This is a genomic window from Paenibacillus sp. 1SOY10 (assembly GCF_056836745.1).
In genome coordinates, this window is the sequence record NZ_JBXENK010000001.1 from 933,913 (window position 1) to 959,187 (window position 25,275).

The window sequence follows — 25,275 nt, forward strand, 5'->3', positions numbered from 1 at the left end:
TACCTGATTTTCACAACAAAATAAGACCGATGCAGGAATCATCCCCGCACCGGTCCATGGAAGCTTTATGAATCTAGCTTACGAATTAGTCTGTCACTCCGCAAGCGTGGGAAATACGCCTGGATCGCCAAACGTATATTTATCCACATTGAATAGCCAATCCGAGCCTTTAAACAGGAAGAATACCACATGCTTACCTGTTACCTGAGCTGTAACATTTGCCGAGAAGACCTGGAAGTTCTGCCAACCTCCCGTTCCAGTCACAGGCACACTCGCGATCACAGGACCCTGCATGCTGTCGATCCTTACCTCCACCGTTCCCCCGGCTGTATCACTGGCCGCCTGAATATAGAGCTTCTGGGGGCTGACATGGCCAAAATCCATATAATTGTACATGGCATACGGTTCATTGGGACCAAACAAGCCGGCCAAATACGTCTGCCCGCCGCCCGTTTCCGTTCCCAAGCTGGCTGCATTGGTATAATCCTCTGCTTCTATTTTGCCATAGGCATCCCGGGCCTTCCCCTTGACCGTGGTGAAGTTGAACCAGTCGAGATTACAAGGGAAATCGGCCCCGTCCTTGCCTTTGAACACAAAGTAAACATCATGCACCCCGGCTGCCGTTCCCTCATCCACAATTCCCATGAGACTGACCCAGTTGTTCCAATCTCCCATTGCCGGAACAGGAACCTCGCTGATGACCGGCCCTGTCAGACTATCCAGCCGAATCTCAACCGTTCCGCCCTCATGTCCACTAGAGGCATATAACGTAACACCCGCTGCACCGCTGCCAAAGTCCAGATCGCGATATAAGGCATACGCTCCGTTCGTAATATGATCCAGATATCCGTCTCCCGTATGAACGCCCAGACCTGAGCTATCATCAAAGTTCTCGGCCTGCAATTTGGCAAAAGCATTCGTCCTCGTTGGATCATTCTTCGTAAACCGGAACCAGTTCAAGTTGAACAGGTAGTCGTCCTGCGTCTTCTCGAACAAGAAATATACATCATGTAGGCCAGTCACCTGAACGGGATTACCCTGTTCATCCTTCAACAAGGCAACGGCATCCATGAATTGGCTCCAATCACCTGTACCTTCCACCTGAATCGTTCCTACGACAGGACCATCCAGGGCATCCAGGCGAACCTCAATCTTGCCACCACCGGTGGCACTGGAGGCGCGGGCAATCACTCCGACGGCACCCTCATTCCCAAAATCCACATTCCTATAAGCCGCATAATGCCCATCCTGAATGCCCCCAAGCTGCAAGGAACCTTCGGGACTTCCCTCCAGCACAAAGCCCTTACCGATGTTGTATTCTCTCACCTCGATCTTCTCATACGCATTTTTGACCGCATAACTCAAAGGAACGTCTGCAGGCTCAAATACCGTTAAGGCCTGCACCGCACTAGAGGCGGTCCAGGAATCATAAATGCCGGATACCTTCTGGCCAACCCAGTTCCCATCCACAAGGTGATCTGCATTACGGTGACTCCAGGCCATTTCCGTATTGAAGGCCAGCCAATCGCCTAATTCTTCGCCGAATTGACGTTGTGCTGCGGGAATTTCATTCCCCTTCAAGGCGGTTAATAGATAAGCAAAGTTGCGGAGAAGAATCGTTTTGCCACCCTTCAAATCTCCGTTCGGACCTTCATAGTTCAGAATATTATTCTCATCCACCTGATGCTCTTTGGCAAAATTGGCTGCCTTGATGGCATCCTCCAAATAGACCGAATCCCCAGTAGCTTGGTATAACCCTACTGCGGCCCCGATAAAGGTTCCTTGATTGTAGTGCGTTGCATGAGGAATCGGTCCCGCCACCGGCTCAATCCGGTCAAATACCTTACCGTTGCCATCGGTCAGAACCGTCTTCCCCCAGGTGAAAATTCGGGTGGCTGCATCCAGATAATGAGCATCGCCGGTGATCTCATATAAGAATACGGCAGCTTGAGCGGCCGGGAAATTGATACAAGCATTTTTGGTCACATGCTCGCTGTTCAGCCACCAGATTCCCCCACCGAACGTATCGTCCCACTGCGTGTCGTACACGAAGTCGAAGTAATATTTCGCTTTGTCCAGATACCTGGCATCATTGGTAATTTCATAGGCTCTCGCACTACCCATGGCCCACCACATAATGTCGTCGTTGAAGGGATTGTTGGTCCAATCCACCCCATACTTTGCCACCGTACCATCGAAGATATCATCGATCTGGGTGCGAAGCTGCGTCTTCAATTGCGGGTCTGAGGTATGGAGATAGGCATCCATCACCAGCTCCCATAACTCCGCCTCTACCCAGAAGCCTTGATAGGCATCCCCATGATTCGTATTCTCCCAGAAGTATTTGGCTTGCGGGTCCCAAAACTGCTCATTGAACGCCTTCACCGCCACATCGGCATCCGTACTCTCGTACGCGCTGGACGAAGTAGCTCCTCCACTGAACCAGGCAGTGAAGACAAGCACGAACGCCAGAACACAACTGGACATTGGGGGAACCCATCTTTGACCATTTTTCAATTTCATTTCCAACCTCCCAGGGCTCATATTATGATCCATAACTATTCTCCTGCATCAGCCTTCATTCTCTGCTACTCCTTCACCGAACCAAGCACAATGCCATGGATTAAATAACGTTGAAGGAAGGGATAGATCAACATAATCGGAATCATGGATACCAGAATTTTTGCCGAATTCAGTGTCGTATTGGAAATTTTATTGTATTGCTGCAACTGCTCCACCGTCAGATTTTGCATCTGATCCCGGGTCAAACTGAGTTGCTGGAGGTAGGTTTGCAGCGGAATTTTGTTATTGTCGTTAATAAGTACAATCCCGTCGAAGAAATTGTTCCAGTGCCCGACGATCACAAAGAGCGTAATCGTAGCCAAGCTGGGCAGGGATACCGGCAGGAAGATTTTGACCAATATGGTCAGCGGACCCGCTCCATCCATGAAGGCTGCTTCCTCCAGTTCCTTCGGAATCCCCTTGAAGAAGTTCATCAGCAGTATGACGTTAAATACGGGGACTGCGCCCGGCAGCACCAGCGCCCAGATCGTATTGATCAGCTTGAGCTCACTGATGACCATGTACCAGGGAACGATCCCTCCGCTGAACAGCATGGTGAATATGATCACCCACATATAAATATTCCTCGACCTGAACTGACCGACGCTCCTGGACAGCGGGTAGGCCATCAGGATGGTCAGCAGCATGTTGATGGCGCCCCCTAAGATAACCCGTTCCACCGAAATCACAAAGGAATTCCAGAATTTCGTGTCATTCAAAATCTTCTCATAGGAAGAGAAGTTGATGTCGATAGGGAGAAAATTGACCCTTCCGGCGTTCACGGCCGTACTGCTGCTAATGGAAATACTGATGGTATTCAGCATAGGGGCCAGCGACATAAAGGCGATAATAATAAGCAGGGCCGTAATCAAGATATTAACGAGTCTGGATGTTAACGTCTGCGACTGTACCATATAGTCCTCCTAAAAAATCCTGTATCCGGCGTATTTGGATGCCAGCTTGTAGGAGATGATGATGAGCACAAAGCTGATGACCGATTTCATCAAGCCGATGGCCGTAGCAAAGGAATACTGCATATTGATCAGACCCATTCGATAGACAAACGTATCAATGATATCCCCTGTCTCGTACACCAGCGGGTTATACATGTTGAACACCTGATCAAAGCCCGCATTAAGTACATTGCCCAAGCTGAGCGTACCTAGCAGTACAATGGTCGGGAATATGCCTGGCAAGGTAATATGCAGCATTTGCTTCCACCGATTCGCGCCATCCAGAGCCGCCGACTCATACAAGGCTGGATTGATAGCCGTTAATGCGGCCAAATAAATAATCGTCCCGTAACCAAACTCCTTCCAGGTATCGGTCAGGATCAGCAACGGGCGGAACCAGGTATTACTCGCCAGGAACATAATCCTTTCCAGCCCCAGCAGCTCCAGCAGATTGTTCACCATCCCATCGTAGGAGAAGATCATGGTCAGCATCGTCCCCAGGACAACCCAGGACATGAAGTGAGGTAAATAAACAATCGTCTGAACGGTGCTCTTGAACATCTTAAGCCGAACCTCATGCAGCAGCAGCGCGAAAACAATCGGGACGATCAATCCAAGCACAATTTTCCCAACCGCGATCACCATCGTATTGATGAAGATTTGCTTGCTATCGGGAAGCTGGAACATATAAGTGAAATTATCCAGCCCTACCCAGGGGGATCTGCTGATCCCCTTGGCAGGAATGAATCGCTGAAACGCCATGACCGCGCCAAACATCGGCACAATAGAGAAGATGAACAGCATGATCATGCCAGGCAGCAGCATCGCATGGTAGGTAAGCCCGTTCATCCGCTGCCGGATACGGCTATTACGCAGCGGTATATGCGGTCTGCGCCCTAATTCAGTGTCGGTCTGAGCCATGTTTTATCACATCCTGCATCCAAAGTCATTACGCATTTATCTCGGCCAAAATTTCGTCTCCACCCGTGCGATGCCAGGTCTCAACGAACTTGTCGAACTCGCTGATGGGCGCTTCGCCCATAATGATCTTCAGAATGGTTTCTTCCTCCATCTTCTTCAAGTTGGTCCATTTCAGCTTCATGGTTTCTGTTGTGCCGTAGAAGCCTGCCAGGATGACCTCCAGATTTGGGTTATTGGCTTCCCGTTGTCCCTCAATACGCGAGAGATATTCACCATACGTATTCACATCTATGTCATTACCTTTCTCTTTGAATTCCTGATAAGCACGAAGCGATACGATGCGGTCTTCCTGAATGATAGACTCGTCACCGGCTTCGTCGGCCTTGATAATATCCTCGTAATACCTTTTCAGCACATCATCATAGTCAACCTGCATAGGAATTTGTGTCGGGTCATTATTCCAGCGGCTGTTATCGGTCAAGAGCTCGTCAGGATGGTCCAGCTTGTATTGCACTGCATCCTCTGTCAAGGAATATAAGAAATCGGTTGTCACATTAACGGACTTCATAATCGCTTCCGGATGAGGATAGCTCTTCTTCACAACCACGATTCCGCCACCCACCGGGTCTTGACGGATGGTCTTGAACTTGCCGTTGTCATCCACAGGTGCCGATACAGCTATCCATTCAGCCTCCGGCGTTTGCTTGATGGAATCCTTATAGTTGGTGTAGCCGATCCACCAAGGGTTGAACAGCATACCCACCTGGCCGTTAATCACCAGCGCTTCCTTCTCCTCATTGGAACGAATGACAAATTGCTTGTCGATTAGGCCCTCCTTGTAGCGGTCGCTCAAATCCTGCAGGGCCTCCTTCATTTCCGGCTGTACCGAGCCATATACAACCTGGCCCTCTGCATTCTTAATCCATTGCGTCGGGAAAGCATCATAAGCTGCAAATACCGGCGAGAAGTTCATGGCGTTCTGGTCCATCACGAAGCCACCGGTCTTCCCCGTTCCCGAGGCATCCTTCTCCATAAAGGTGCGTGCCAGATTCCAGACATCATCCAGAGTTTTGGGAAGCTCTGCGCCCACCTTGTCAACCCAGTCCTTTCTCACCCACAACAATTGATGCTGGTTGCCTATGTTGGTCATCGGCAAGCCCATAATCTTACCATCGACCTTCACCTGATCGAGCAACAAGTCTCCATAGGAACCGTAAAACTCCTTCACTCCTTCCGAAGCCGTCTTCTCGTAGATTTCCGTCAAGTCAGCGATCAGATCATTATCAACCAACTGATTGAACAATTCGCGGTCAACCAGCATGACATCCGGCAGATCTCCAGTCGTCATGGATAAGGATAGCTTCTGCTTCATATCATCGGTCTCCCAGGCTACCTTCGCTCTTACATTGACCTTGCTCTCTACATACCGGGTTGCCAGGTTGTTCTCGATGGTGTCACCTTCCGGCAGATTATTAATATGATTCGTGTGGCGGCCAATCGTGAATTCTACGGGCTTCTCATATTTTCCGTAGGGCTCGTAATTGATTCCATTCTCCCCGGGAGCCATGGTATCGGCAGCATTACCGCTCCCATTGCTACTTCCTCCTCCGCAACCCGCGACTGCCAGCATACTGAGGCAAACCGTCAGAATCAAAGCCCATTTCCACTTTTTCTGCATCGCACTAACCCCTTTATTGGTTTATGCCCTAATTGTAACCGCTTGCAAAGAGGGTCTCTATGCAACGTTTTTTGGATTCGTAGCACGATTTGTATCAGTTTTGAATGGAATCCTTCCCTCGACTATAAGGGCTGGTAAGGAAGTCTGATGATCACCGTAGTGCCCACCTTGGCTTCACTAATCAGTTCCAAACCATACGTGGTGCCATAATACAGCTTGATCCGCTCATTGACATTACGAATGCCATACCCACTGCTCTCTGCAACTAATAACATTTGTTGCTGTGTGGGCGACATGCCAATTCCGTTATCCTCCACCCTCATTTCCAGTATGCCGCGCTCGGTATACACTGAGATTGCTAGCTGATGCTCGCCTTCTCCAGGCTCCGCAAAGCCATGCTTGATGGCATTCTCCACGATCGGTTGCAGGATAAAATGAATAATGCGGTAATTGAGCAGCTTCGGGTCCACCTGATAATCCACCTCAAAACTTCCGTCATGCAAAATGTATTGCAAATCAATGTAAGCCTTGATATTCTCCAATTCATCCTGAATCGTCACCTGATTCTTCCCTTTGTTCAGAGCTGTTCGGTAGAATTTGGCCAAGGCGTTCACCATATAGCCGGTCTCAATATCCTGCTTCTTGACGGCTCTCCAATTAATGAACGATAACGTATTGTATAGGAAGTGTGGATTGATTTGGGCAATCAACTGGTTATACTCACTTTCTTTCTTGGCGATCTCCGCCTGGTACACCTGGCTGATAAGATGATTAATTCGCCGCAGCATCTTCCCGATCCCGTTGGTCAGCTCCCCGAACTCATCTCGCGAATGGCTCTGAATGATAATTCCCAGGTTGTTCTGCTCCACCTTGTCAACCTTGTTCTTAAGATGAACGATTCGGCGAGTAAAACTGCTGGAGAAAATATAAATCAGACTAAACGTAATCAACAGACTTAGCACGATGACAAAGAAAGTGATTTGAAAAATCGTTAGCGCATTCTTATAAGCATTAGCGTGGGATACCGAAAAGTGTAACGTCCAATCATTGTTGTTCAAGGTCTTCCGCAGTTCGGTAGTCCGCTCGGAATGGAGCGTGTGTGGCCTGCCTTCCGGATAAATGATCTCCTGCTGTTCGTTTTCAATAGAGACGGAGATATGGTCGGACACCCCCTCCAGACTTGAGAAGATACTGTCGTAGCGAATGGATATGACCATATAGCTGCTTGTCTTCCCGTTGCCAATTAATTGCTGCAACAGATATACCTGCTGCTCATGTACGATCCACCGCTTACTATCGTTCCGATCGAACCACGGCTCATTTAACAGTTCGCTTAACGGATGAATATTGTCCCGAATGCCAAGCAAATCCCCGGAGGTATAGAATTCAACCTCCTCGATATCGGCGTCCATGAACTTGATCTGTGAGATCAAGGGGTCCATAATATCGCGAAAATCGAGATAGATATTAAAGTAACTGTCCTCGTAATTTTTCAGAAATATACGGGAGAACTCCCGATTCAGCACAATAAATTCGCTGAGCATGTTGTAGCGATTAATCTTGTAATCGAGAATATTAACCGTTTGTTCCAGGCTGGATCGGGCTTCGCTGTTCATTTCATTCATCTGAATATTGTAGGATTGCGAGAAGGATAATAGCCCCAGCAACAGGATGGGAATCAGTGCGATGATAAGATGAGAGAGTAGCAGCTTGTCACGGAACTTGAGGTCATTGAATTTGCTTTTGATCAGCCGAATCATCATGCTTTAGCCCTTTCTGTATTGAGCTGGGCTGACACCGTATTTCAGCTTGAACAGCTTGCAGAAGTAAGATGGATTATCAATGCCTACAAATTCCGCGATATCATTAATCTTCATATTCGACTGACTGAGCAAGTAATTGGCCTTCCGCAAGCGGTAATCCGTTAAATACTTTGAGAAATTAACCCCGGCTTCTTTCTTGAACAAAATACTCAAATAGCCTGGCGAAAGGTATACCTCATTGGCCGCATCCGATAAGGAAATGTCTTGCTGAAAGTGATTCTTCACAAAGTCCTTCACTTGCTGGATCACCTTGGATTCCTCTGTTTTCCTGTCAGGCTCTACAAAGGCCTGTTCTTCCGTAATCTCCTCCATCACCTCTACAAATTCTTCGTGAATCAAGGGCTTTAGCAAGTAGTTGACTACGCCAAGCTTGATCGCGCTTCTGGCATATTCAAATTCTCCGTAGCCACTGCAAATGACAATCTTCAAATTCTCCTGCACCTTCCGCGCGGCCTCACATAACTCAATCCCGTTCATCAAGGGCATCTTCACGTCGGTAATGAGGATGTCGATACTGCTGCGCTTTAGTATTTTTTCGGCTACGTGTCCATTCTCGGCCTCCAGAATGCGGCAAGGAAATTTGTGCTGAATGATCAAGTTTTTGATTCCTTCTCGTTCTATGCTTTCATCATCAACTACCAATACGTTCATCATGCGATCGCCCCCAGAAGGTAAAATAAAAAAATCGAAGCGCTTCCAATAAACATAGTATATTAATATAATATTTATCTGTAAATGAGACTATGATCCGTTATTTTCTACACCATCATCGCAACATATCATGGTATATCCTTTTCCACCTTTATCCGGATCCCGTAGGAATAGACAAACAAAAGAAATCCGCAAGCAATGAATGCTCACGGATTTCTCATTCTGGGTATGGGTTAGAATAACCGGACCCCTTATCCCTTTTGGGTGATACTGAAGATTTGTTCGATAAGCTGCATGACCTTGCGAACTTCATGATTCTTCACGATTGGCTCTGCGCCTTCACGAACGACCTCATAGAAGTTCTGGTAGAAAGGAGCATACTCCGCTTTCGGTTCCGGGAAGGTCAGCTTCTCGGTAGCCTCTTCGGATGGAGGTGCCATCGTTTTGGTCAAGCCTACGCCAGCCTGAATTGGTGCCGGGGCTTGAACATCCTTGCGACCCGTAGCAGCAATGATTTCGCCCGACAGATCCCAATCATCGATCTTCGCGGTTCCTTCCAAGCCTTTCACATACCAGCGAGGTAGCTTGGTGTAGTTCGTCGTTCCCACTTCCACCAAGGCTCTAACGCCGTTCTCAAACGTAATGTAGCTCATAAATCCATCATCCACTTCATCACCCAGGATGAAGCTCAGATCTGCCTGCACGCTCTTGATGGGGCTATCGATCAGCCACAACAATTGATCCAGCAGATGGACGCCCCAGTCCAACAGCATACCACCGCCATGCTGTTGCAGATGGCGCCAGTCTCCTGGAATCCCGTTGGCTCCCTGCACACGGGATTCGATTTGGAACAGACTGCCGATGGTCTTCTTCTGATACAACTCGCGAATAATGAGGAAATCCGGGTCCCAACGACGGTTTTGATGTACCATGAAGACCTTGCCCGTCTCCTCGGCAACCGCCAGGATGTCATCAAGCTCCTGCGTGCTCATCGCCACAGGCTTCTCACATATTACGTGCTTGCCAGCCCGCAAAGCCTGAATCGCTATTTCCTTGTGAGAATCATTAGGCGTAGCCACGAGAATGGCTTCAATGTTTTCGTCATTTAACACGTCTTCAAGGCTTTCATAAGCCTCCAGGCCTTTATCTTTGGAGATTTGCCGTCTTTCCCCGGAGATATCATAGGTCCCTACAACACGAACCCGGTCCTGCTCCGTAGGAATTAGATGGTGAGTATGGTAGGAACCCATACCGCCATAGCCAATTACGGCCAAGTTGATGATTGACATACTTATTGCTCCTTTATGCCCACCACATCGCTGATGGTTGCTCATGAATCATGATGGATTTCAAATTCGTAATCGCACGGGTCAAGCCTTCATCAATCGACATGATGGGGTCCTCATGCTCAATGCTCAGGACGTAATCATAGTTATAAACGCGCAATGCGGAAATGATATCCGACCATACCTTAAGATCATGGCCACAACCCACCGAACGGAACGTCCAGGCCCGAGTCTTCACATTCCCGTATGGCTGCATGTCCGTCAGTCCATACATATTAATGTTATCTTGATCCAGATAGGTATCTTTGGCATGGAAATGGTGAATGGCACCTGCCTCGCCAAGAATCTTGATCGCAGCAACCGGATCGATCCCTTGCCACCACAGATGACTTGGGTCCAGGTTACAGCCGATAGCCTTACCCGTTGCTTCCCGGAGCTTCAACATCGTATACGGGGTATGAGCCAGATAACCACCATGAAGCTCAATGCCAATCTTCACGCCTGCCGCTTCCGCTTCCGTATTAATGCCCTTCCAATAAGGGATCAGCTTATGTTCCCATTGGTAAGTATAGCTATCGTCGTATTCGGTTGGCCACGGCAATACAGGCCAGTTCACCTGGGTATCGGTCGCATTGCCGCCCGACACGCCGGAGAATCCATTCACGACAGGAACATTCAGCAGACTTGCCAGCTTGATCGTCTTGCGCAGCAACTCATCCGCTTCCGCTGCCACTTCCTTCACGGGCGAGATCGGATTGTTATGGCAGCTCAGCGCAGAGATTTCCAGCCCCTTATCTGCAAGCTTGGCCAAATATTCTTGTCTCGCTTCACTGCTAGCGAGCAAATGGTCGATATCAAGATGAGCGTTACCAGGATAACCTCCCGTGCCGATCTCAACGGTTTGGAGACCTTTGCGGGCAACCTCCTCAATCATCTCTTCAAAGCTCAGACTGTTGAACAATGGAGTAAATACACCCAGCTTCATTGACGATCACTCCTTCTATTTTTGACGTCGTTCGTAGTGCCCATAGGCCGGATACAAATTTTGAGTCGGGGCGCACCAGCGAATTCCGTTCTTAATCACTTTTTGGACCTTTTCATTGTAATAGCTCGGGTAAGTTTCATGTCCCGGCTGGAAGTAGAAGATTTTCCCGTTGCCTCGGCGGTAAGTACAACCGCTGCGGAACACCTCTCCACCCGGGAACCAACTGACGAAGATCAGTTCGTCCGGTGCCGGAATATCAAAGTGTTCACCGTACATCTCTTCTTTCTCCAACTCGATGAATTCGCCAATGCCCTCCACAATCGGATGACTTGGATTGACGTTCCAGATACGGCAATTGCCCCCGTCTTCGCGCCATTTCAAATCACAGGACGTGCCCATCAGCTTTTTGAAAATTTTAGAGAAGTGGGCGGAATGCAGAACTACCAGTCCCATGCCTTCCAGAATGCGCTTATGCACGCGATCCACGATCTCGTCCTGAACTTCGTCGTGAGCCATATGCCCCCACCAGATCAAGACATCCGTTTCCTCCAGAACCTCTTCCGTCAAGCCATGCTCCGGCTCATCCAAAGTGGCGGTTCGAACCGTAAATTGATCTTCGGTCAAGAATTTGGCCAGTTGTCCATGAATCCCTTCCGGGTACATCTCCTGAACCGCCTTATCCGTCTTCTCATGACGGTATTCATTCCATACCGTAACCTGAATCATGCGTACACCTCCTCGACCAGGGCTTTCAATTGCTGATAACCGATCGAGGTTGCTTCCAAAGGTTGATATTTCTGAAAAGCTTCCTGCTCCACAATCAACCAAGGCAAGGCCAATTGCTTAGCCAGTTCAACATACTCTTTGATCGGCAGAATGCCTGATCCGATCTCAGTGCTCTCCTTCGGAGACTCTTGCATGTCCTTGATATGGAGAAGGCCGATCCGGTCCTTATGTGCCTCCAGCCAAGCAAATACGTCTATTCCGGAATAAGCAAGCCAGTACAGGTCCATCTCCAGATGGATGTGCTTCGCATTCTTATAGATGTAATCAATAATGTCTTGACCTGGAATTTCCGTAAATTCATGGGCGTGGTTATGATAGTAGAATTCCATTCCTTCCTCAGCCACCTTCACGGCCATTTCCTCCATCTCCGCGATGAAGGCCTGCCATTCTGCAAAGGTGCTGAAGGTAGCATGAGGAACCACGATGCGTTTATTACCAATCGCCTTCTCAAAAGCCACCGTCTCTTCCAGATTCGCTCTTAACTTCTCGTAGGAGATATGAGAAGCAGCAGCTTCCAACCCGTATTCGTCCAGATAACCCTTGACTTCGGCAGCGCTCTTGCCGTAATAGCCAGCAAATTCAACGCCATCAAAACCACTTGTCTTAACCTCTTTCAAGGCCTCTTGAAAATTTGCTTCACAAACTTCCTTAATGCTCCATAACTGCAAAGCAATTTTTGGTTTCATATCGATTGCCTCCTATAGATAGACGGGTTCGCCGGTCTTCGACGATTTGTAGAGTGCCTCCAGAATTTCGGTAACGACCAGGGCTTGCTCCGGCTTAACCACAGGCTCCGTATCGTTAAGAATCGCATTCACCCATGATCTTGCTTCCAGCACCTCCGGTTTATCGCCAGAGCCATCATAGAAAGCAACGCCGCCGGTTTTCAGTTCGACCTTCTTCTCATAGAGCAAGCTGTGATCTTCACCATTGATGGTCAAGCCATCGTTCATGTCAGCACCTGCTTTAGTTCCACAAAGTGTTGTCTTCGCTTCCTTCACATCCAGACTATTCAGCGCCCAACTCGACTCCAGGAAGATCGTCGCTCCGTTCTCCATAACAATGAATCCGAAGGCGGAATCTTCAACGGTGAACTTCTCAGGGTCCCAAGGTCCCCATGCATTAGCAGCATTTTTCGTTTGAGATAAAGCATGATACGTTTTCCCAACCACATATTTAGGCTTGTAGTTGTTCATCATCCATAGTGTCAGATCAAGGGCATGGGTGCCGATGTCAATCAACGGGCCTCCGCCTTGGGCTTCTTCATCCAGGAATACGCCCCATGTAGGTACTGCACGACGGCGAATGGCATGTGCCTTGCCGAAATAAATATCTCCCAAGCCGCCTTCTTCACAGAACTGTTGCAGATATCTGGAATCCGTACGGAAGCGGTTCTGATAACCAATCGTCAGCTTCTTGCCTGTGCGCTTGGCTGCTTCAACCATATTTCTTGCTTCTTCTGCTGTCTTCGCCATCGGCTTCTCGCACATCACGTGGCAGTCTGCCTCCAGAGCTGCAATGGACAACTCCGCATGGGAAGAGTTAGGCGTACACACATGCACAACATCCAAATCTGTATTAGCCAGCATTTTCTTATAATCATCAAAGACCTGGGCATTTTCCGTACCGAATTTTTCCTTGGCTTTCTCGGCCCGCTCCACAACGATATCGCAGAATGCTACCAGTTCTACTTCTTCCACCTGAGACAACGCTGGCATGTGCTTGCCGTTAGCAATCCCGCCGCATCCAATGATTCCAACCTTTAATGTCATAACCATCCTCCTGAAAACGTTTTTATTTAATGACTTTATTATAGCCAAACCCTAAGACTCTTTCTTCCCACTTTCCCCTCAAAAATTCCCGGATATTGCGCCTTCATGCTCTCATAAGACAAAAGGACCTGGACAAGCTCTCCTTGTCCAGGTCCTTCTAATACTAACTTTTTTAGTGGGTATTTAAACTCTTCTGATATTGCAGGGGCGACTGCCCCACCGCTTCCTTAAACACATGGTGGAACGTCTTCACGCTGGCGAAGCCTGCCTTCTCAGCAACGTCCACCATCGGTATTTTCTCATTAGCCAAAATAAACTTGGCTTGATTGAGACGATATTCTGTCAAGAACTGCATGAACGTCTGCCCTGTGTTGGTTTTGAAGAAGCGCGTAAAATAATAGGGACTGAAGCCCACAAATTTAGCGATGTCCTCCACCGCAATGACATCCTGGTAGCGGTTCTCTACATATTCAAACACCTGGTTCAGCAAATCCAACGTTTCCTTATGCTGAATCGTAGAGCGTTTGGTCGTTTTCTTCTTTTCCTTGCGCCGGGGCAGATTCAAGTAGAATTCACCCATAAGCTGATAGAGATACCCCAAGCTTAAATAATTCGTTCCTGCGGGTTTGCTTTCTTCTATTCTATATAGGTTGATCAATAGCTCTGTGGCTTTCCGGGCAAGGGGCTCTGGCCAGTTGCGACTAAGCGGCTCCCCGTATTCAAACAGGCTCAGCAAGGAGTCCTCCGAGGTCCGCAGAATTTTCTCATCGAACAGCTTCAGATTGAACTGAAAGACATAGCGTTCGCTATCAGGAGAAGCCAGGAAATAATGAGCCTCCCCACTGGGGAAGAAATAAATCTCTCCTTCTTCAAGCTGAACGATGTCTTCATCAACTCCGATGTTGACCTTCCCTTTGCGTGAGTAGATGATTTCGATTTCCTTATGCCAATGGGGGTACACAATCGTCATTCCGTCATTTAGAAACGTTCTGAACGGAATGGCATCCTCGAACCCCGGAATCTCCAAATAATTGCTCATAAGCCACTAGCTCCTGTAAGTTAGATAAGCTGCTTCCAACTTCATACGTTACTATAGGTTTTTTCGGTATTCAAGTAGTAGTCTGTAAATCTTTCATTGAACGTATGTTTCACCCCTTGATCGCCCCAATCATAATGCCCTTCTCAAAATACTTCGAGACGACCGGATAGAACAGCAGCACCGGAACGCTGGAAACGACGACAACGGCATATTTGATTGATTGCTTCAGTGCGCTGACCTCACTTTGATTCACGCTCATCATCGCCTGGTTCGCAGCATCCCCCATCTGGTTCTGCACCAGAATCTCACGCAAAATGAGCTGAAGCGGGAAGAGACTTCGGTCTGACAAATAAATCATGGCATCGAAATACCCATTCCATCGGCCCACGCCATAGAACATCATCATTACCGCAATAATAGGCGTTGAGAGCGGCAGGACCACCTTAAGCAGCAACTGAATATCGGTAGCCCCATCGATAAAGGCGCTCTCCTCCAGTTCAATCGGAATATTTTGCTGAAAATACGTACGCATAATAATCATGTTGTACACACTGACCGCGCCGGGGATAATCATGACCCACATCGTGTTCACAATTCCCAGACCCTCATTGACAATGTAGGTCGGAATCAGACCCCCGGAGAAGAACATGGTGAAGGTGAACAACATGGTAATAACGTTGCGTCCTCTGAAATCCCGCCGTGACAAGGGATAAGCCGCCATCGTCGTCATGATCACATTGACTGCCGTCCCTAATGCCGTGTAGATCACTGCATTCTTGAATCCCATCCAGATGTCCCCGTTGGCAAATACCCGCTTATACCCCTCCAGCGTAAAGCCTCTGGGCCAGAGCAGCAAGACTTGGTCGAAGATATGCCGCGGATCGCTAAGCGATGCGAACACCACAAACAGCAGCGGATACAGGATAACTAATGTAAAGATGCCGACCAGAATCATGTTGAACCCATTAAAAATTTTATCCCCTCTGGATAATCGATACATAAGCGCCCCTCCTTACCACAGGCTCGTCTCGCTGAATTTCTGGGCAAACTTGTTGACCAGATACAGCACAATGAAATTGATCAAGTTATTAAAGAATCCTACAGCGGAGGAGAAGCTGTATTCCGCGTTCAAAATACCGGCTTTGTACATATAAGTAGACAGTACCTCCGAAGTAGCCAGATTCGCATCATTTTGCATCAACAGCACCTTCTCGAAGCCTACGGACATCACGGAACCAGTTGCCAATATGGTACAAATAACGATCGTGGGCATAATTGCCGGAATCGTAATCTTCCGAATACATTGCAGCCGTGAAGCACCTTCTATATAAGCTGCCTCATACTGATCCTGAGGAATACCGGACATTGCTGCTGTATAGATCAGAGTGCCCCAACCTACGGACTGCCAAATACCGGACCATACGAAGACATGCGGGAACAGCTTGGGACTCCCGATGAAGTCTATCGGCGTGCCGCCGAAATATTCGATAGCCGAATTAATAATGCCATCAGCCGGAGACGTAAAGAACATCACCATGCCGACAATAATAACCACGGAGATAAAATTCGGAATATAGGAAATGGTCTGAACAATGGATTTGTAGCGCTTATTCCGTAGCTCATTGAACATCACCGCCAGGATAATAGGAAGAGGAACCCCCACGGCAAGACTGTATAAGCTAATTCGAAGCGTATTGACGATAACATCCTTGAAATAGAATGCATTAAAAAAACGTTCAAAATGAGCAAACCCCACCCATGGGCTATGCCATATGCCGAACGCCGGAGAATAATCCTTGAAGGAAATAATAATTCCGTACATCGGGATATAATTCCAGATGATTAACGAGGTCAGAGGCAACAGCATCATAAGATATAACCATTTTTGTTTGAGGATAGCTTTGCCCTTCCATTTAGGAAGCTTTCTTCTAACCGAAGATTCCATAGTTTACCCCTTTCCTGCCGAGTCGGGTGAATTCACGAGGGCCTGCGCCTCTTGTTCACCACTCTTGGAAAGTCGGGAGGAGGATTCATGTGAATCCCCCTCTCGGCTCTGCATCAGGTCTCAGCTTTCTTTATATCGCTTGTATTGCTCCTGCTTGATTTCCAAATACCGATCTGAGCCCATCTTCTTCAATTGAGCGATATAGCTATCCCACTCTTTGTCGATGTCCTTCGTACCCGTAACAAACTCGACCCGCATCTGTCCAACATAATTGCTGACATCCGCACGGATGGAGGAGGTTTCATTCGCTTCCTGAATGGTTGCCGGCAAATCCGGCAGCATCACGCTTGGCAAGGTCTGCTCATTCAAATCGGTATACACTGGTGCTTCTTGTCTTCCCGCTGCGGCACGAATTTCCGGCGATAGCTCCGTGTACGGGAAGTAACCACCATATACGTTGTCTACATATTGAAATGCGCCTAGTCCAATCCCGTCTTTATAGTTGAGAATCTCGTCGATATAGACCATTTTGCCGTCTTCCATGTTATACGTAACGCCTTCTTTGCCAAGGTAACCGAAGACACTACCCTCTTCCCCATAAAAATAATCCACCCATTTCAGAATGGTCGCGGGATCCTTGGCATCCTTGGTAATGACAAGGCTCGATGCCCCTGCAACCTGAGAATCCGTGAGTGAAGCCATGTCTCCGCCCGGTCCGGCAAGCACGTTAATCGCTACAAAATCGTCCTTCACGCTCTCACCGATGTAATCCGGTGCGGCCCAGTTCCATGCTCCAACCGTATCCTTGGCAGCATCCGCGGTCCATTTGTCATAGTCCACGCCACTGAAGGCCTGCTTGTTGATTGCTCCGCTCTCATACATGCGATTCTCGTATTTGAGCAATTCCTTATATCCATCCGAGGTAATAGTAAGTTGAATTTCATCGTTGTTATCCACATAGATGAAGTTCCCCAGCGCCTTCCTTCCGCCGTTGCCAATACCGAAGGAACCCATCATCATCTGCTCGAACGTCCAGCCGAGGGAACCACTTGGCATGTACCAGCCTTGTTCATCATTAACCCCGTTGCCGTTCGGGTCCTGAGTAACGAATGCGTTAAGTGCCTGTTCAAGTTCATCCGTTGTCTTCGGTATGTCCATGTTCAGGTTATCCAGCCACTTCTTGTTAATATATAAGCGAATGGTCCGATTCCCTTCGGGATAAGGATCAAGATACGGAGTAGCATAAATATGACCATCCGCATTGGTGATCCCTTTACGGACTTCTTCGTTTTCATCCAAATACTTTTGCAGGTTTGGAGCATGTTCTTTAATTAACTCCTCCAGGGGAATAAAGAGACCCTGTTGTCCGTATTTCAGCAACTCCCCGTTGCTCCAATCTACTTGATAGAAGGCATCGGGCAATTCGCCTCTTGTTAAAATAACGTTTTTCTTCTCCCCAATATCGCTAAGCTCTTCCCAGTTCACCTTAATGCCGGTCATCTTCTCATATTCCTGCCACATCCATAAATCCTTGGATGCTGGTCTCAGATTGTTCCAGCTTGGTCTAAGGAGTGAAATCTCTTGCGCCGTTCCAGACTCGCTTGAGTTGGGTTCCTTGGATTCCTCTGCATTGCCCCCGCAAGCAGTGGCCAATAAAGATAATAGTAAAATGCTTAACAGTGCGATTTTCCCTTTCTTTGGAGAAATCATATCGTCGCCCCCTAAATTTGATATACCAAATATCTGAACAAAATCTATTCTGCGGCATACCAACTCATTTTGTCAAGCGCTTACATTTATATTTTTTTAATGCTTTGTAGCTTGTTTCGGCACATAGGACTAACGGTATTGTTACAAAGTCTTACATTTCCCTCTTTTGTGTCCGGGCATGATGGCAAAACTGCCATAGCCTCTCTCCTTTCTATTGCCGAAACGTTTAAACTGTCGTATATTCAACATAATTGTTAATACCTGCAATCTCCAAAAAATACGGATTCATTTGACATATCGACAAATAAAATGGTATATCAATTTTGTGAGGAGAATTACATATGGACCAAATCCCACTATATCAACGTATCGTGAATACACTCAAGGCGAGGATTGATTCCGGGGAACTGAAAGCCGGAGATCAGCTTCCAACCGAAGCTGAAATTTCCAAAACTTTTCAAGTAAGCCGAATTACGTCGAAGCGCGCACTAACCGAACTGGAAAATGCTCAATTGATCTACCGGATTCAGGGGAAAGGCAGCTTTGTGAGCGACAAGCCCTCCTCCCCCCGCTCCCCGATATCCAAGAGCGGCAAGGAGATTCTACTCATTCTTCCGTTCACTCATAACCCTGGGCTCGGCGATTATGAGAAAGGGATCAATGAATTTTTGTCTACTACCGAGTACACGTTGAATATCCAGTCCAATACGATCATTGGCCAGCGCAAGCTGCTGGAGGCGGCGCTTACCGGCTCGAATTCAGGTTTGATCTTCTACCCGGTAAGCAGTAATGCAGACCTGGGAATTCTTTATCAATATTACCTGTCGAAGTATCCACTCATCACCATGGACAAGACCGTAGACGGGATTCCCTTTCCCTCAGTCGTAGCCGACAATTTGAACGGAGCTTACTTGGCCTGCAAGCATCTGATTGATCATAATCACAAGAAGATTGCCTATGTATCCTCCCTCAGGGTGGAGAACTTCTCATCGATCCGTGAGCGGTATTTCGGTTACTTGAAGGCACTGTATGATCATCAACTGATGGATTATAGCGTGACTGACTTAACCGAGCGTTATCTCACTCATGAACAAGGCAAGGGCAGGGAGTATTACTTACACTTCCTGCAATCCGTGCAGGAGCAGGGGGTAACCGGAATCGTAGCCGAAAATGATCTCATTGCAATTGAAATCATGCAGCTTGCCAAGGAGATCGGCCTATCCGTACCTGATGACTTCTCCATTATCGGCTTTGACAACATTCATCTGTCCAGCTTCGTTGAGCCGAAGCTCACCACGATTTCCCAGGATTTCGGACAAATGGGTTATCTCGCTGCCCGGCATCTCGTCTCACTGATAGAGAGTTCCGACACGCTACCTCAGAATCAAGTCGTCGTTCCGGTTCAGCTTATTGAACGGCAGACGGTAAAGAGACTATAATTTTCAGGAGGTTCTTCATGCTGCATTATATTGATACACGACAAGGCACCAGCAACAAATATGTATACTCTAACGGGAACACGCTGCCTGTGACAGCCGTTCCCTTTGCCATGAACCATTTCGTCGTTCAAACGGCCGAGGACGGCAGTTGGTTCTTCCATCCTCGCGACCGTGTCTTTCAAGGCTTTCGGCTCACTCATCAGCCCAGCCCATGGATGGGCGACTTCAGCACCTTTCTGCTGACGCCAATTGCCGATGACAAGATCAAGGGTACTCTGTTCTCTTGCCAAAGCTCTTATCGACCCGAAGAAGCGGTCTTTAAGCCTCACCACCTTAAAATAAAGCAACAGCGCTACAATATCACCACCGAGCTTGTTCCCACCTGCTACGGAGCCGCCCTGCGGATGAAATATAACTCCAGACAACAGGCCGGACTGGTGCTGAACGCCAAGAAGATCAGCGAGTTCCATCTGGATGTCCCAAACCGCCGCATCACCGGTTATGTAAGTAACTTCGCCGGATGCCATGACGACCAATTCCGTATGTACGTGTCGATCCAATTTAATCAAGACATTGATTTGAGCACGTCAGGCTACTATGATGCCGACGGACAATTACACAATGAGACAGATTTGCGCGGAACAGACCAGCATGTCGTTATCCGTTTCAAAGATTGTGAGCAAGGCATACTGGAAGCCAGACTTGCCACTTCATTCATTAGTCAAGAGCAAGCCGAGTTGAACCTGAAGCGAGAATTGGATGCCTCTATGGATGCATTGAAGGAACAGGCAACGGAAGCCTGGAACCATTATTTGCATAAAATTAAGGTCACGCATACCAACGAAGAATATTTACGCACCTTCTATGGCTGCTTGTACCGCATGTTCCTGTTCCCACAGAAATTCTATGAGCTTGATGCCAACATGGAGCCTGTTCATTACGATACGACCGCCAAGGCGGTGAAGAAGGGCGTAATGTACACCAATAACGGATTTTGGGATACCTACAAGACGGTCTATCCGCTATATTCCATCATTGCGCCTAAGGAATATGAAGAGATGCTGGAGGGATATTTGAACAGCTACCGGGAAACGGGATTCTTGCCGAAGTGGCTATCACCGGATGAACGCGGATTGATGCCTGGAACGCTCATCGATGCCGTGATTGCAGATGCCGCGGCAAAGGGGATTGGCCGCAAGCTGATGCCTGAGCTGCTGGAAGCCATGGTTACCGCAGCCACAACGCAAAGCGACAAGTCCTGTTATGGTCGCCAGGGTACGAAGGATTATATGAAATACGGATACGTACCAAGCAACTATACGGAAAGTGTGAACCATACGCTGGATTATGCCTATAGTGATTATTGCATCAGCCGCGTTGCTGAGGTGCTGGGTCAGAAGGATATCGCCGATCGCTATCGGGAGAGCGCTTTGAACTACCAGAACATCTTCGATTCGGAGACTGGATTTATGAGAGCCAAGGACGAGAATGGACAGTTCCGCCCGGACTTTAATGATACAAGCTGGGGGCTGGATTACGCCGAGGGTAGCGCTTGGCAGAGCAGCTTCGCCGTATTCCAGGATATCCAGGGTCTGATTAACGCTTACGGCTCGGAAGAGCGCTTCTCCCGGAAGCTCACCGAGCTATGCAACAAGGCTCCTGATTACGATGTACGCGGCTATGGCTTTGAGATTCATGAGATGAGTGAGATGGCTGCGGTTGATTATGGGCAATTGGCCATCTCCAACCAGCCAAGCTTCCACATCCCTTATCTGTTCAACTATGCAGGACAGCCGGCTTCCTCCCAGGTCGTCATCAAGCAAATCTTGACTCACCTGTTCAACAGTGGCTTTGAAGGTTATCCTGGCGACGAGGATAATGGCAGCATGTCCGGCTGGTTCGTGTTCAGCTCCCTCGGCTTCTACCCGGTATGTCCGGGCAGCAATGAATACGTGCTGGGCATTCCACTCTTTGACACGGTCACGATTGAGTTGCCAAACGGGAAGCAAATGAATATCCAGACGGACAATAATAACCCGCAATCCAACTTCGTGGCTGATGTCACCTTGGGCGGCCAAGCATACAACAAGCTCTATATCACTCACGAAGACATTCTGGAAGGGAAAGCGCTGGAATTCCGCCTTGGTCTTGCTCCAGGCTATCGCCAGTATCAAGCGGAAGAACTGCCTTTTTCCATATCCAAGCGTCATGACTAGGAACCGAAGCTTCTCATAGCTGACAAATAAATAGGGTGCTCCAGAAGTGAATCATAAGATCACTTTGGAGCACCCTGTATCTTTAGAGCCTAGTTCGCTGTCAGTCATTCCTACCTTGCCTGTACTGTATTATAAACCAAGATAATACTTGAACAGCGCTTGTGTTCCCTTATCCTCATAGCCCTTTTCCGCAATTTGCTGGTAGAGGGACTCCGCCAGTTCCAGCCCCGGTGTCTTCAGTCCCATGTCCTTAGCCGACTCCAGTGCGATCTTCATATCCTTGATAAAATGCTTCACATAAAAGCCAGGCTCGAAGTTGCCGGTCAACATCCGCGGTCCAAGATTGCTGAGCGACCAACTTCCCGCGGCCCCGCTCTCAATGCTCTTAAGCACCTGATCTGCTTCAAGCCCGGCATTGCGAGCATACGCCAGCGCTTCACATACTCCCATCATCCCCGAGGCGATAGCAATCTGATTGCACATTTTTGTATGCTGACCCGCCCCAGCCTTGCCTTGATATACAATGTTACTGCCCAGCAGCCTCAACAATGGCTGCACGGCCTCGTAATCCGCTTGTTCACCGCCTACCATGATGGAGAGCTTGGCATCCCGCGCCCCGATATCACCACCAGATACAGGCGCATCAAGCGCATGCAGTCCTTTTGCCACACAAGCCTCGAAAATTCGTCCCGCTAATCGCGGGCTGGAGGTCGTCATATCCAGTAAATAAGCTCCCTCTTTCGCGTGGTCCACCAGCCCGCCGGGTCCAAGATACACTTCCTCCACATCTTGCGGATAGCCAACCATCGTGATGACGGCCTCGCAGGCTGCCGCCAGTTCCCCTGGCGACTCATGCCATACCGCCCCTTCTCTCACCAATTCCTCTGCCTTGGAGTAGGTGCGAGTATACACATGCAGAGGATAACCTGCCTGCTGAATATGTCTTGCCATGCTTTTGCCCATAACGCCAATTCCGATAAAGCCTATTGCTGATTTTCCAGGTATGAACACCACGCTGTAATCTCTCCTTTTCCCATTCTAAGGCTTAACTTAACCAAGCAGCTATCTGACCGACAGTCTGTACTGCCTTGGAGACATCTGCATATGCCGTTGAAAGGCCCGGTTCAAATTGCGTTCCGAATACCCGACAAGCTCTGCAATCTCCATAACGGTATGATCGGTATCCTTCAGCAGTTGCTTCGCCTTTTGGATCTTATTGTTCATTATATATTCGATAAAGGACATGCCCGTTTCCTTCTTGAACAACCGGCTTAAATAAGAAGGACTGACGTGAACCAGTTCCGCACACTCCGCTAGTGAATGGGTCCCTTCGGGCTCACTGGTAATATGGCTGCATACCCGTTGTACAATTAACCGGGAAGAACGGGTGCGCAAATCATGACTGATCTCCTGGTAAAGGGAGAACAGGACACCGATGAACCAATCGTGCATCTCCTCGGATGTCTGATTCTCCTTAAGCTGATCAAACAGATTGCCACCCAGTAGCTCCTGTATGCCCGGTCCCCGCTCCTCCATAGACTGGACGATGGCTGACAGCAGAATATGATAGCACTGGAAGATAATATTGTACGATTCTGACACGCGAATCCGCCTGGAGAACTCGTAAAGGGAGGCTTCGGCCTGTGGCAAGGCACCATTCCATAGATATTCGATCATCTCTCCCTCTATTTCTTTGGGGTACATAAACACCGGATTCCGTTCGATCCGAATCATATCCTCATAAAACAACACCTTCGCCGCATCCTGAAACAGCCGATATTGCAAAGCTAATTGAGCTTCTTTAAGAGATTGGGCCAGGTGCTGCACCCCGGTCGCCCGGCCAATTCCCACGGAAGTCGAGAAGGAAAGAAAGCGAGAGAGCGCCTCATGAACAGACTCCGCAAAGGCACCTGCCCGGGTGCGCAGTTCCCGCTCTGTCCCTTCCTCCAATCGCACAACAGCAATGACCTCACGCTCTTCCCGATCCAGGACGTACCCTTTGATATCATGGCTCTGAGCCAGAAGCTCCGTAATGACATTCTTAATCGCGAACAGGATGACGGGCCACTCGCTGGGCAAAAAGCGTTTTTTCTTAATGAGATTTTCTACCTTGACCACCATGACCATATATTGACCAAGGACAGGAATGCGGTATTTGGCACAGCCTGCCTCCAGATCATCGCGTCTCCAGGAACTGCCCGATCCTAGCAGCCGTTGCAGAAATCGATCCCGCAAGTCCGGCTGAACACTCCCGATATAGCTATTCAGCGATTCGGCCTGCTCGTTCAAGTAGGCAAGCGAAGACCGGATATATTCGATCTCGTTCCCCTGAAATCCGCCTTCACCGATTTTCCCTCCGTTTTTACGCAGCGTCTCTCCATAACGGAGAAGCTGCTGAATCGGATTATATGCCATGCGTGAGGAGAACCAGGTCAAGAGCACGCCAATCAGTACAAAGATGGACACCAAGAAAGCCATAAGCACCTTAATCCAGTGTAGTTGCTCCATCATTTCCCGCTCTGGCAGCCGTGAAACATAGGTTCTTCCCATAGAAGTCTCGTAAAAGGCCACCAGTTCCTTCCCATTCTCCCCTTCCAGAATGTAATGATTGGAAGTTCCCTCATCCTCCGTCACTGCCCGCAAAATCTGATCCTCTTCTACCGGAATTCCTGCGGCAGATAGGCCTTCCGTCTGAAGCAGCACCCGGTGTCTGGAATCCAGTACCGTCAGCGACTGATTCTCCAAACTGACCGAGTAGCTCTTAAGTAGTCCCCGCAATGCCTCTTCCTTGACCTGAATAATGAGTACACCCCGCGGTTCATTGATGCTCATTACCGGAAGATCACGGACGTAAGAGATATACCCTCTCTCCCCGGATTCCGGAAGATACATCCATCCGGCACGGCTTCCTTCCGCTATGGCAGCGTCGATATCTTGACGTCCATAAAATTCCTCCAGTCTGACCAAGCCGTAAGTATTGGTCAGAAGCAACCCATGCTGATCATTGTAGAACATAATATCCTCAATCAAATTGTTCGTATTCTTATGAAGCTGGAACATCTCCAGGATATCCAGTTGCTGAAAATAGTCGGTCTCGTAATTCAAATTATCCAGCGCTGCACGAATGAGCGGTCCCCCGGCTAGTTGTAGCGATTCATGTTCCAGATTCGTCAAAATATGTTCAACACGATCCTTCAACTGATGGAGGGAAGCCAGATTGTTCTCCTGAAATTGCGTGCTTAGCTTATTCATCGAGAAATAATAGTAAGCGCTACCAATTAATAAAACCGGAACGACCGCAGACAAGCACCCTAGCCAGATCAACCGCTTTAAATAATGGTTTGTTGAAAAATAGTGGAGAAATCGAGAGGAAAGACGCTGCCAAACCTGCTTCATGAAATTCACCTCCGCTTGGTATAGGCATTTCCGGCACCAGTGAAAAGCCACTTAGAGCTATTATATCAAGGGACAGTCGTTTTTCATGATCCCTCCGCCTCACTTCGTTTCTC

At 48.4% G+C, this 25,275-nt stretch carries 19 protein-coding genes; 2 read left to right on the forward strand and 17 right to left on the reverse strand.

Features of this window, described 5'->3' with window-relative positions; all coding sequences use genetic code 11:
• Positions 1-93 precede the first annotated feature (93 nt).
• The 15 genes from AC1VOR_RS04295 to AC1VOR_RS04365 form a co-directional block, all read right to left on the reverse strand.
• On the reverse strand, positions 94-2,523 hold the full coding sequence (locus AC1VOR_RS04295; RefSeq protein ID WP_482616024.1) for a carbohydrate-binding protein: 2,430 nt from the start codon (positions 2,521-2,523) through the stop codon (positions 94-96).
• A 65-nt stretch (positions 2,524-2,588) separates the two neighbouring features.
• Positions 2,589-3,476 carry a carbohydrate ABC transporter permease gene (locus AC1VOR_RS04300; protein ID WP_482616025.1) on the reverse strand — a complete coding sequence of 296 codons (888 nt, stop codon included), beginning with the start codon at positions 3,474-3,476 and terminating at the stop codon, positions 2,589-2,591.
• Positions 3,477-3,485: 9 nt separating this feature from the next.
• On the reverse strand, positions 3,486-4,364 hold the full coding sequence (locus AC1VOR_RS04305; protein WP_482616407.1) for an ABC transporter permease: 879 nt from the start codon (positions 4,362-4,364) through the stop codon (positions 3,486-3,488).
• Positions 4,365-4,464: 100 nt separating this feature from the next.
• Positions 4,465-6,114 carry an extracellular solute-binding protein gene (locus AC1VOR_RS04310; protein ID WP_482616026.1) on the reverse strand — a complete coding sequence of 550 codons (1,650 nt, stop codon included), beginning with the start codon at positions 6,112-6,114 and terminating at the stop codon, positions 4,465-4,467.
• Between the two features lie 122 nt (positions 6,115-6,236).
• Positions 6,237-7,877 carry a sensor histidine kinase gene (locus AC1VOR_RS04315; RefSeq protein WP_482616027.1) on the reverse strand — a complete coding sequence of 547 codons (1,641 nt, stop codon included), beginning with the start codon at positions 7,875-7,877 and terminating at the stop codon, positions 6,237-6,239.
• 3 nt (positions 7,878-7,880) lie between these two features.
• Complete coding sequence (locus AC1VOR_RS04320) at positions 7,881-8,591, reverse strand: response regulator transcription factor (RefSeq protein ID WP_482616028.1); 711 nt, start codon at positions 8,589-8,591, stop codon at positions 7,881-7,883.
• 248 nt (positions 8,592-8,839) lie between these two features.
• Complete coding sequence (locus tag AC1VOR_RS04325; RefSeq protein ID WP_482616029.1) at positions 8,840-9,877, reverse strand: Gfo/Idh/MocA family protein; 1,038 nt, start codon at positions 9,875-9,877, stop codon at positions 8,840-8,842.
• Between the two features lie 13 nt (positions 9,878-9,890).
• The gene (locus AC1VOR_RS04330) at positions 9,891-10,859 is read right to left on the reverse strand and encodes a sugar phosphate isomerase/epimerase family protein (RefSeq protein ID WP_482616030.1); all 969 of its coding nucleotides are present in this window, start codon (positions 10,857-10,859) and stop codon (positions 9,891-9,893) included.
• Between the two features lie 15 nt (positions 10,860-10,874).
• Entirely contained in the window at positions 10,875-11,585 is a 711-nt protein-coding gene (locus AC1VOR_RS04335) for a ThuA domain-containing protein (RefSeq protein ID WP_482616031.1), read from the reverse strand.
• Positions 11,582-12,331, reverse strand: a complete 750-nt coding sequence (locus AC1VOR_RS04340) for a sugar phosphate isomerase/epimerase family protein (protein ID WP_482616032.1) — start codon at positions 12,329-12,331, stop codon at positions 11,582-11,584. Before AC1VOR_RS04340 ends, AC1VOR_RS04335 begins: the two co-directional genes overlap by 4 nt.
• A 12-nt stretch (positions 12,332-12,343) precedes the next feature.
• On the reverse strand, positions 12,344-13,417 hold the full coding sequence (locus tag AC1VOR_RS04345; RefSeq protein ID WP_482616033.1) for a Gfo/Idh/MocA family protein: 1,074 nt from the start codon (positions 13,415-13,417) through the stop codon (positions 12,344-12,346).
• A gap of 172 nt (positions 13,418-13,589) precedes the next feature.
• Positions 13,590-14,456, reverse strand: a complete 867-nt coding sequence (locus AC1VOR_RS04350) for an AraC family transcriptional regulator (protein ID WP_059054118.1) — start codon at positions 14,454-14,456, stop codon at positions 13,590-13,592.
• Between the two features lie 109 nt (positions 14,457-14,565).
• The gene (locus tag AC1VOR_RS04355; protein ID WP_482616034.1) at positions 14,566-15,456 is read right to left on the reverse strand and encodes a carbohydrate ABC transporter permease; all 891 of its coding nucleotides are present in this window, start codon (positions 15,454-15,456) and stop codon (positions 14,566-14,568) included.
• Positions 15,457-15,468: 12 nt separating this feature from the next.
• Entirely contained in the window at positions 15,469-16,326 is an 858-nt protein-coding gene (locus AC1VOR_RS04360; protein WP_316245769.1) for an ABC transporter permease, read from the reverse strand.
• Between the two features lie 195 nt (positions 16,327-16,521).
• Positions 16,522-18,111 carry an extracellular solute-binding protein gene (locus tag AC1VOR_RS04365; RefSeq protein ID WP_482616035.1) on the reverse strand — a complete coding sequence of 530 codons (1,590 nt, stop codon included), beginning with the start codon at positions 18,109-18,111 and terminating at the stop codon, positions 16,522-16,524.
• A 341-nt stretch (positions 18,112-18,452) separates the two neighbouring features.
• On the opposite strand from AC1VOR_RS04365, the gene AC1VOR_RS04370 reads away from it, so the two are divergent.
• Both AC1VOR_RS04370 and AC1VOR_RS04375 read left to right on the forward strand, forming a co-directional pair.
• Entirely contained in the window at positions 18,453-19,550 is a 1,098-nt protein-coding gene (locus AC1VOR_RS04370) for a GntR family transcriptional regulator (protein WP_482616036.1), read from the forward strand.
• A 17-nt stretch (positions 19,551-19,567) separates the two neighbouring features.
• Positions 19,568-21,766, forward strand: a complete 2,199-nt coding sequence (locus tag AC1VOR_RS04375) for a GH92 family glycosyl hydrolase (protein ID WP_482616037.1) — start codon at positions 19,568-19,570, stop codon at positions 21,764-21,766.
• Between the two features lie 129 nt (positions 21,767-21,895).
• Here AC1VOR_RS04375 and AC1VOR_RS04380 read toward each other — a convergent pair whose 3' ends face one another.
• Positions 21,896-22,780, reverse strand: a complete 885-nt coding sequence (locus AC1VOR_RS04380) for an NAD(P)-dependent oxidoreductase (protein WP_482616038.1) — start codon at positions 22,778-22,780, stop codon at positions 21,896-21,898.
• A gap of 48 nt (positions 22,781-22,828) precedes the next feature.
• Positions 22,829-25,162 carry a helix-turn-helix domain-containing protein gene (locus tag AC1VOR_RS04385; protein WP_482616039.1) on the reverse strand — a complete coding sequence of 778 codons (2,334 nt, stop codon included), beginning with the start codon at positions 25,160-25,162 and terminating at the stop codon, positions 22,829-22,831.
• Positions 25,163-25,275: the final 113 nt, after the last annotated feature.

Excerpts from the sequence above, each read along its gene's own strand:
- AC1VOR_RS04295 (WP_482616024.1), bottom strand. The coding sequence starts at position 2,523 with ATGAAATTGAAAAATGGTCAAAGATGGGTTCCCCCAATGTCCAGTTGT.
- AC1VOR_RS04300 (WP_482616025.1), bottom strand. The coding sequence starts at position 3,476 with ATGGTACAGTCGCAGACGTTAACATCCAGACTCGTTAATATCTTGATT.
- AC1VOR_RS04305 (WP_482616407.1), bottom strand. The coding sequence starts at position 4,364 with ATGAACGGGCTTACCTACCATGCGATGCTGCTGCCTGGCATGATCATG.
- AC1VOR_RS04310 (WP_482616026.1), bottom strand. The coding sequence starts at position 6,114 with ATGCAGAAAAAGTGGAAATGGGCTTTGATTCTGACGGTTTGCCTCAGT.
- AC1VOR_RS04315 (WP_482616027.1), bottom strand. The coding sequence starts at position 7,877 with ATGATGATTCGGCTGATCAAAAGCAAATTCAATGACCTCAAGTTCCGT.
- AC1VOR_RS04320 (WP_482616028.1), bottom strand. The coding sequence starts at position 8,591 with ATGATGAACGTATTGGTAGTTGATGATGAAAGCATAGAACGAGAAGGA.
- AC1VOR_RS04325 (WP_482616029.1), bottom strand. The coding sequence starts at position 9,877 with ATGTCAATCATCAACTTGGCCGTAATTGGCTATGGCGGTATGGGTTCC.
- AC1VOR_RS04330 (WP_482616030.1), bottom strand. The coding sequence starts at position 10,859 with ATGAAGCTGGGTGTATTTACTCCATTGTTCAACAGTCTGAGCTTTGAA.
- AC1VOR_RS04335 (WP_482616031.1), bottom strand. The coding sequence starts at position 11,585 with ATGATTCAGGTTACGGTATGGAATGAATACCGTCATGAGAAGACGGAT.
- AC1VOR_RS04340 (WP_482616032.1), bottom strand. The coding sequence starts at position 12,331 with ATGAAACCAAAAATTGCTTTGCAGTTATGGAGCATTAAGGAAGTTTGT.
- AC1VOR_RS04345 (WP_482616033.1), bottom strand. The coding sequence starts at position 13,417 with ATGACATTAAAGGTTGGAATCATTGGATGCGGCGGGATTGCTAACGGC.
- AC1VOR_RS04350 (WP_059054118.1), bottom strand. The coding sequence starts at position 14,456 with ATGAGCAATTATTTGGAGATTCCGGGGTTCGAGGATGCCATTCCGTTC.
- AC1VOR_RS04355 (WP_482616034.1), bottom strand. The coding sequence starts at position 15,456 with ATGTATCGATTATCCAGAGGGGATAAAATTTTTAATGGGTTCAACATG.
- AC1VOR_RS04360 (WP_316245769.1), bottom strand. The coding sequence starts at position 16,326 with ATGATGCTGTTGCCTCTGACCTCGTTAATCATCTGGAATTATATCCCG.
- AC1VOR_RS04365 (WP_482616035.1), bottom strand. The coding sequence starts at position 18,111 with ATGATTTCTCCAAAGAAAGGGAAAATCGCACTGTTAAGCATTTTACTA.
- AC1VOR_RS04370 (WP_482616036.1), top strand. The coding sequence starts at position 18,453 with ATGGACCAAATCCCACTATATCAACGTATCGTGAATACACTCAAGGCG.
- AC1VOR_RS04375 (WP_482616037.1), top strand. The coding sequence starts at position 19,568 with ATGCTGCATTATATTGATACACGACAAGGCACCAGCAACAAATATGTA.
- AC1VOR_RS04385 (WP_482616039.1), bottom strand. The coding sequence starts at position 25,162 with ATGAAGCAGGTTTGGCAGCGTCTTTCCTCTCGATTTCTCCACTATTTT.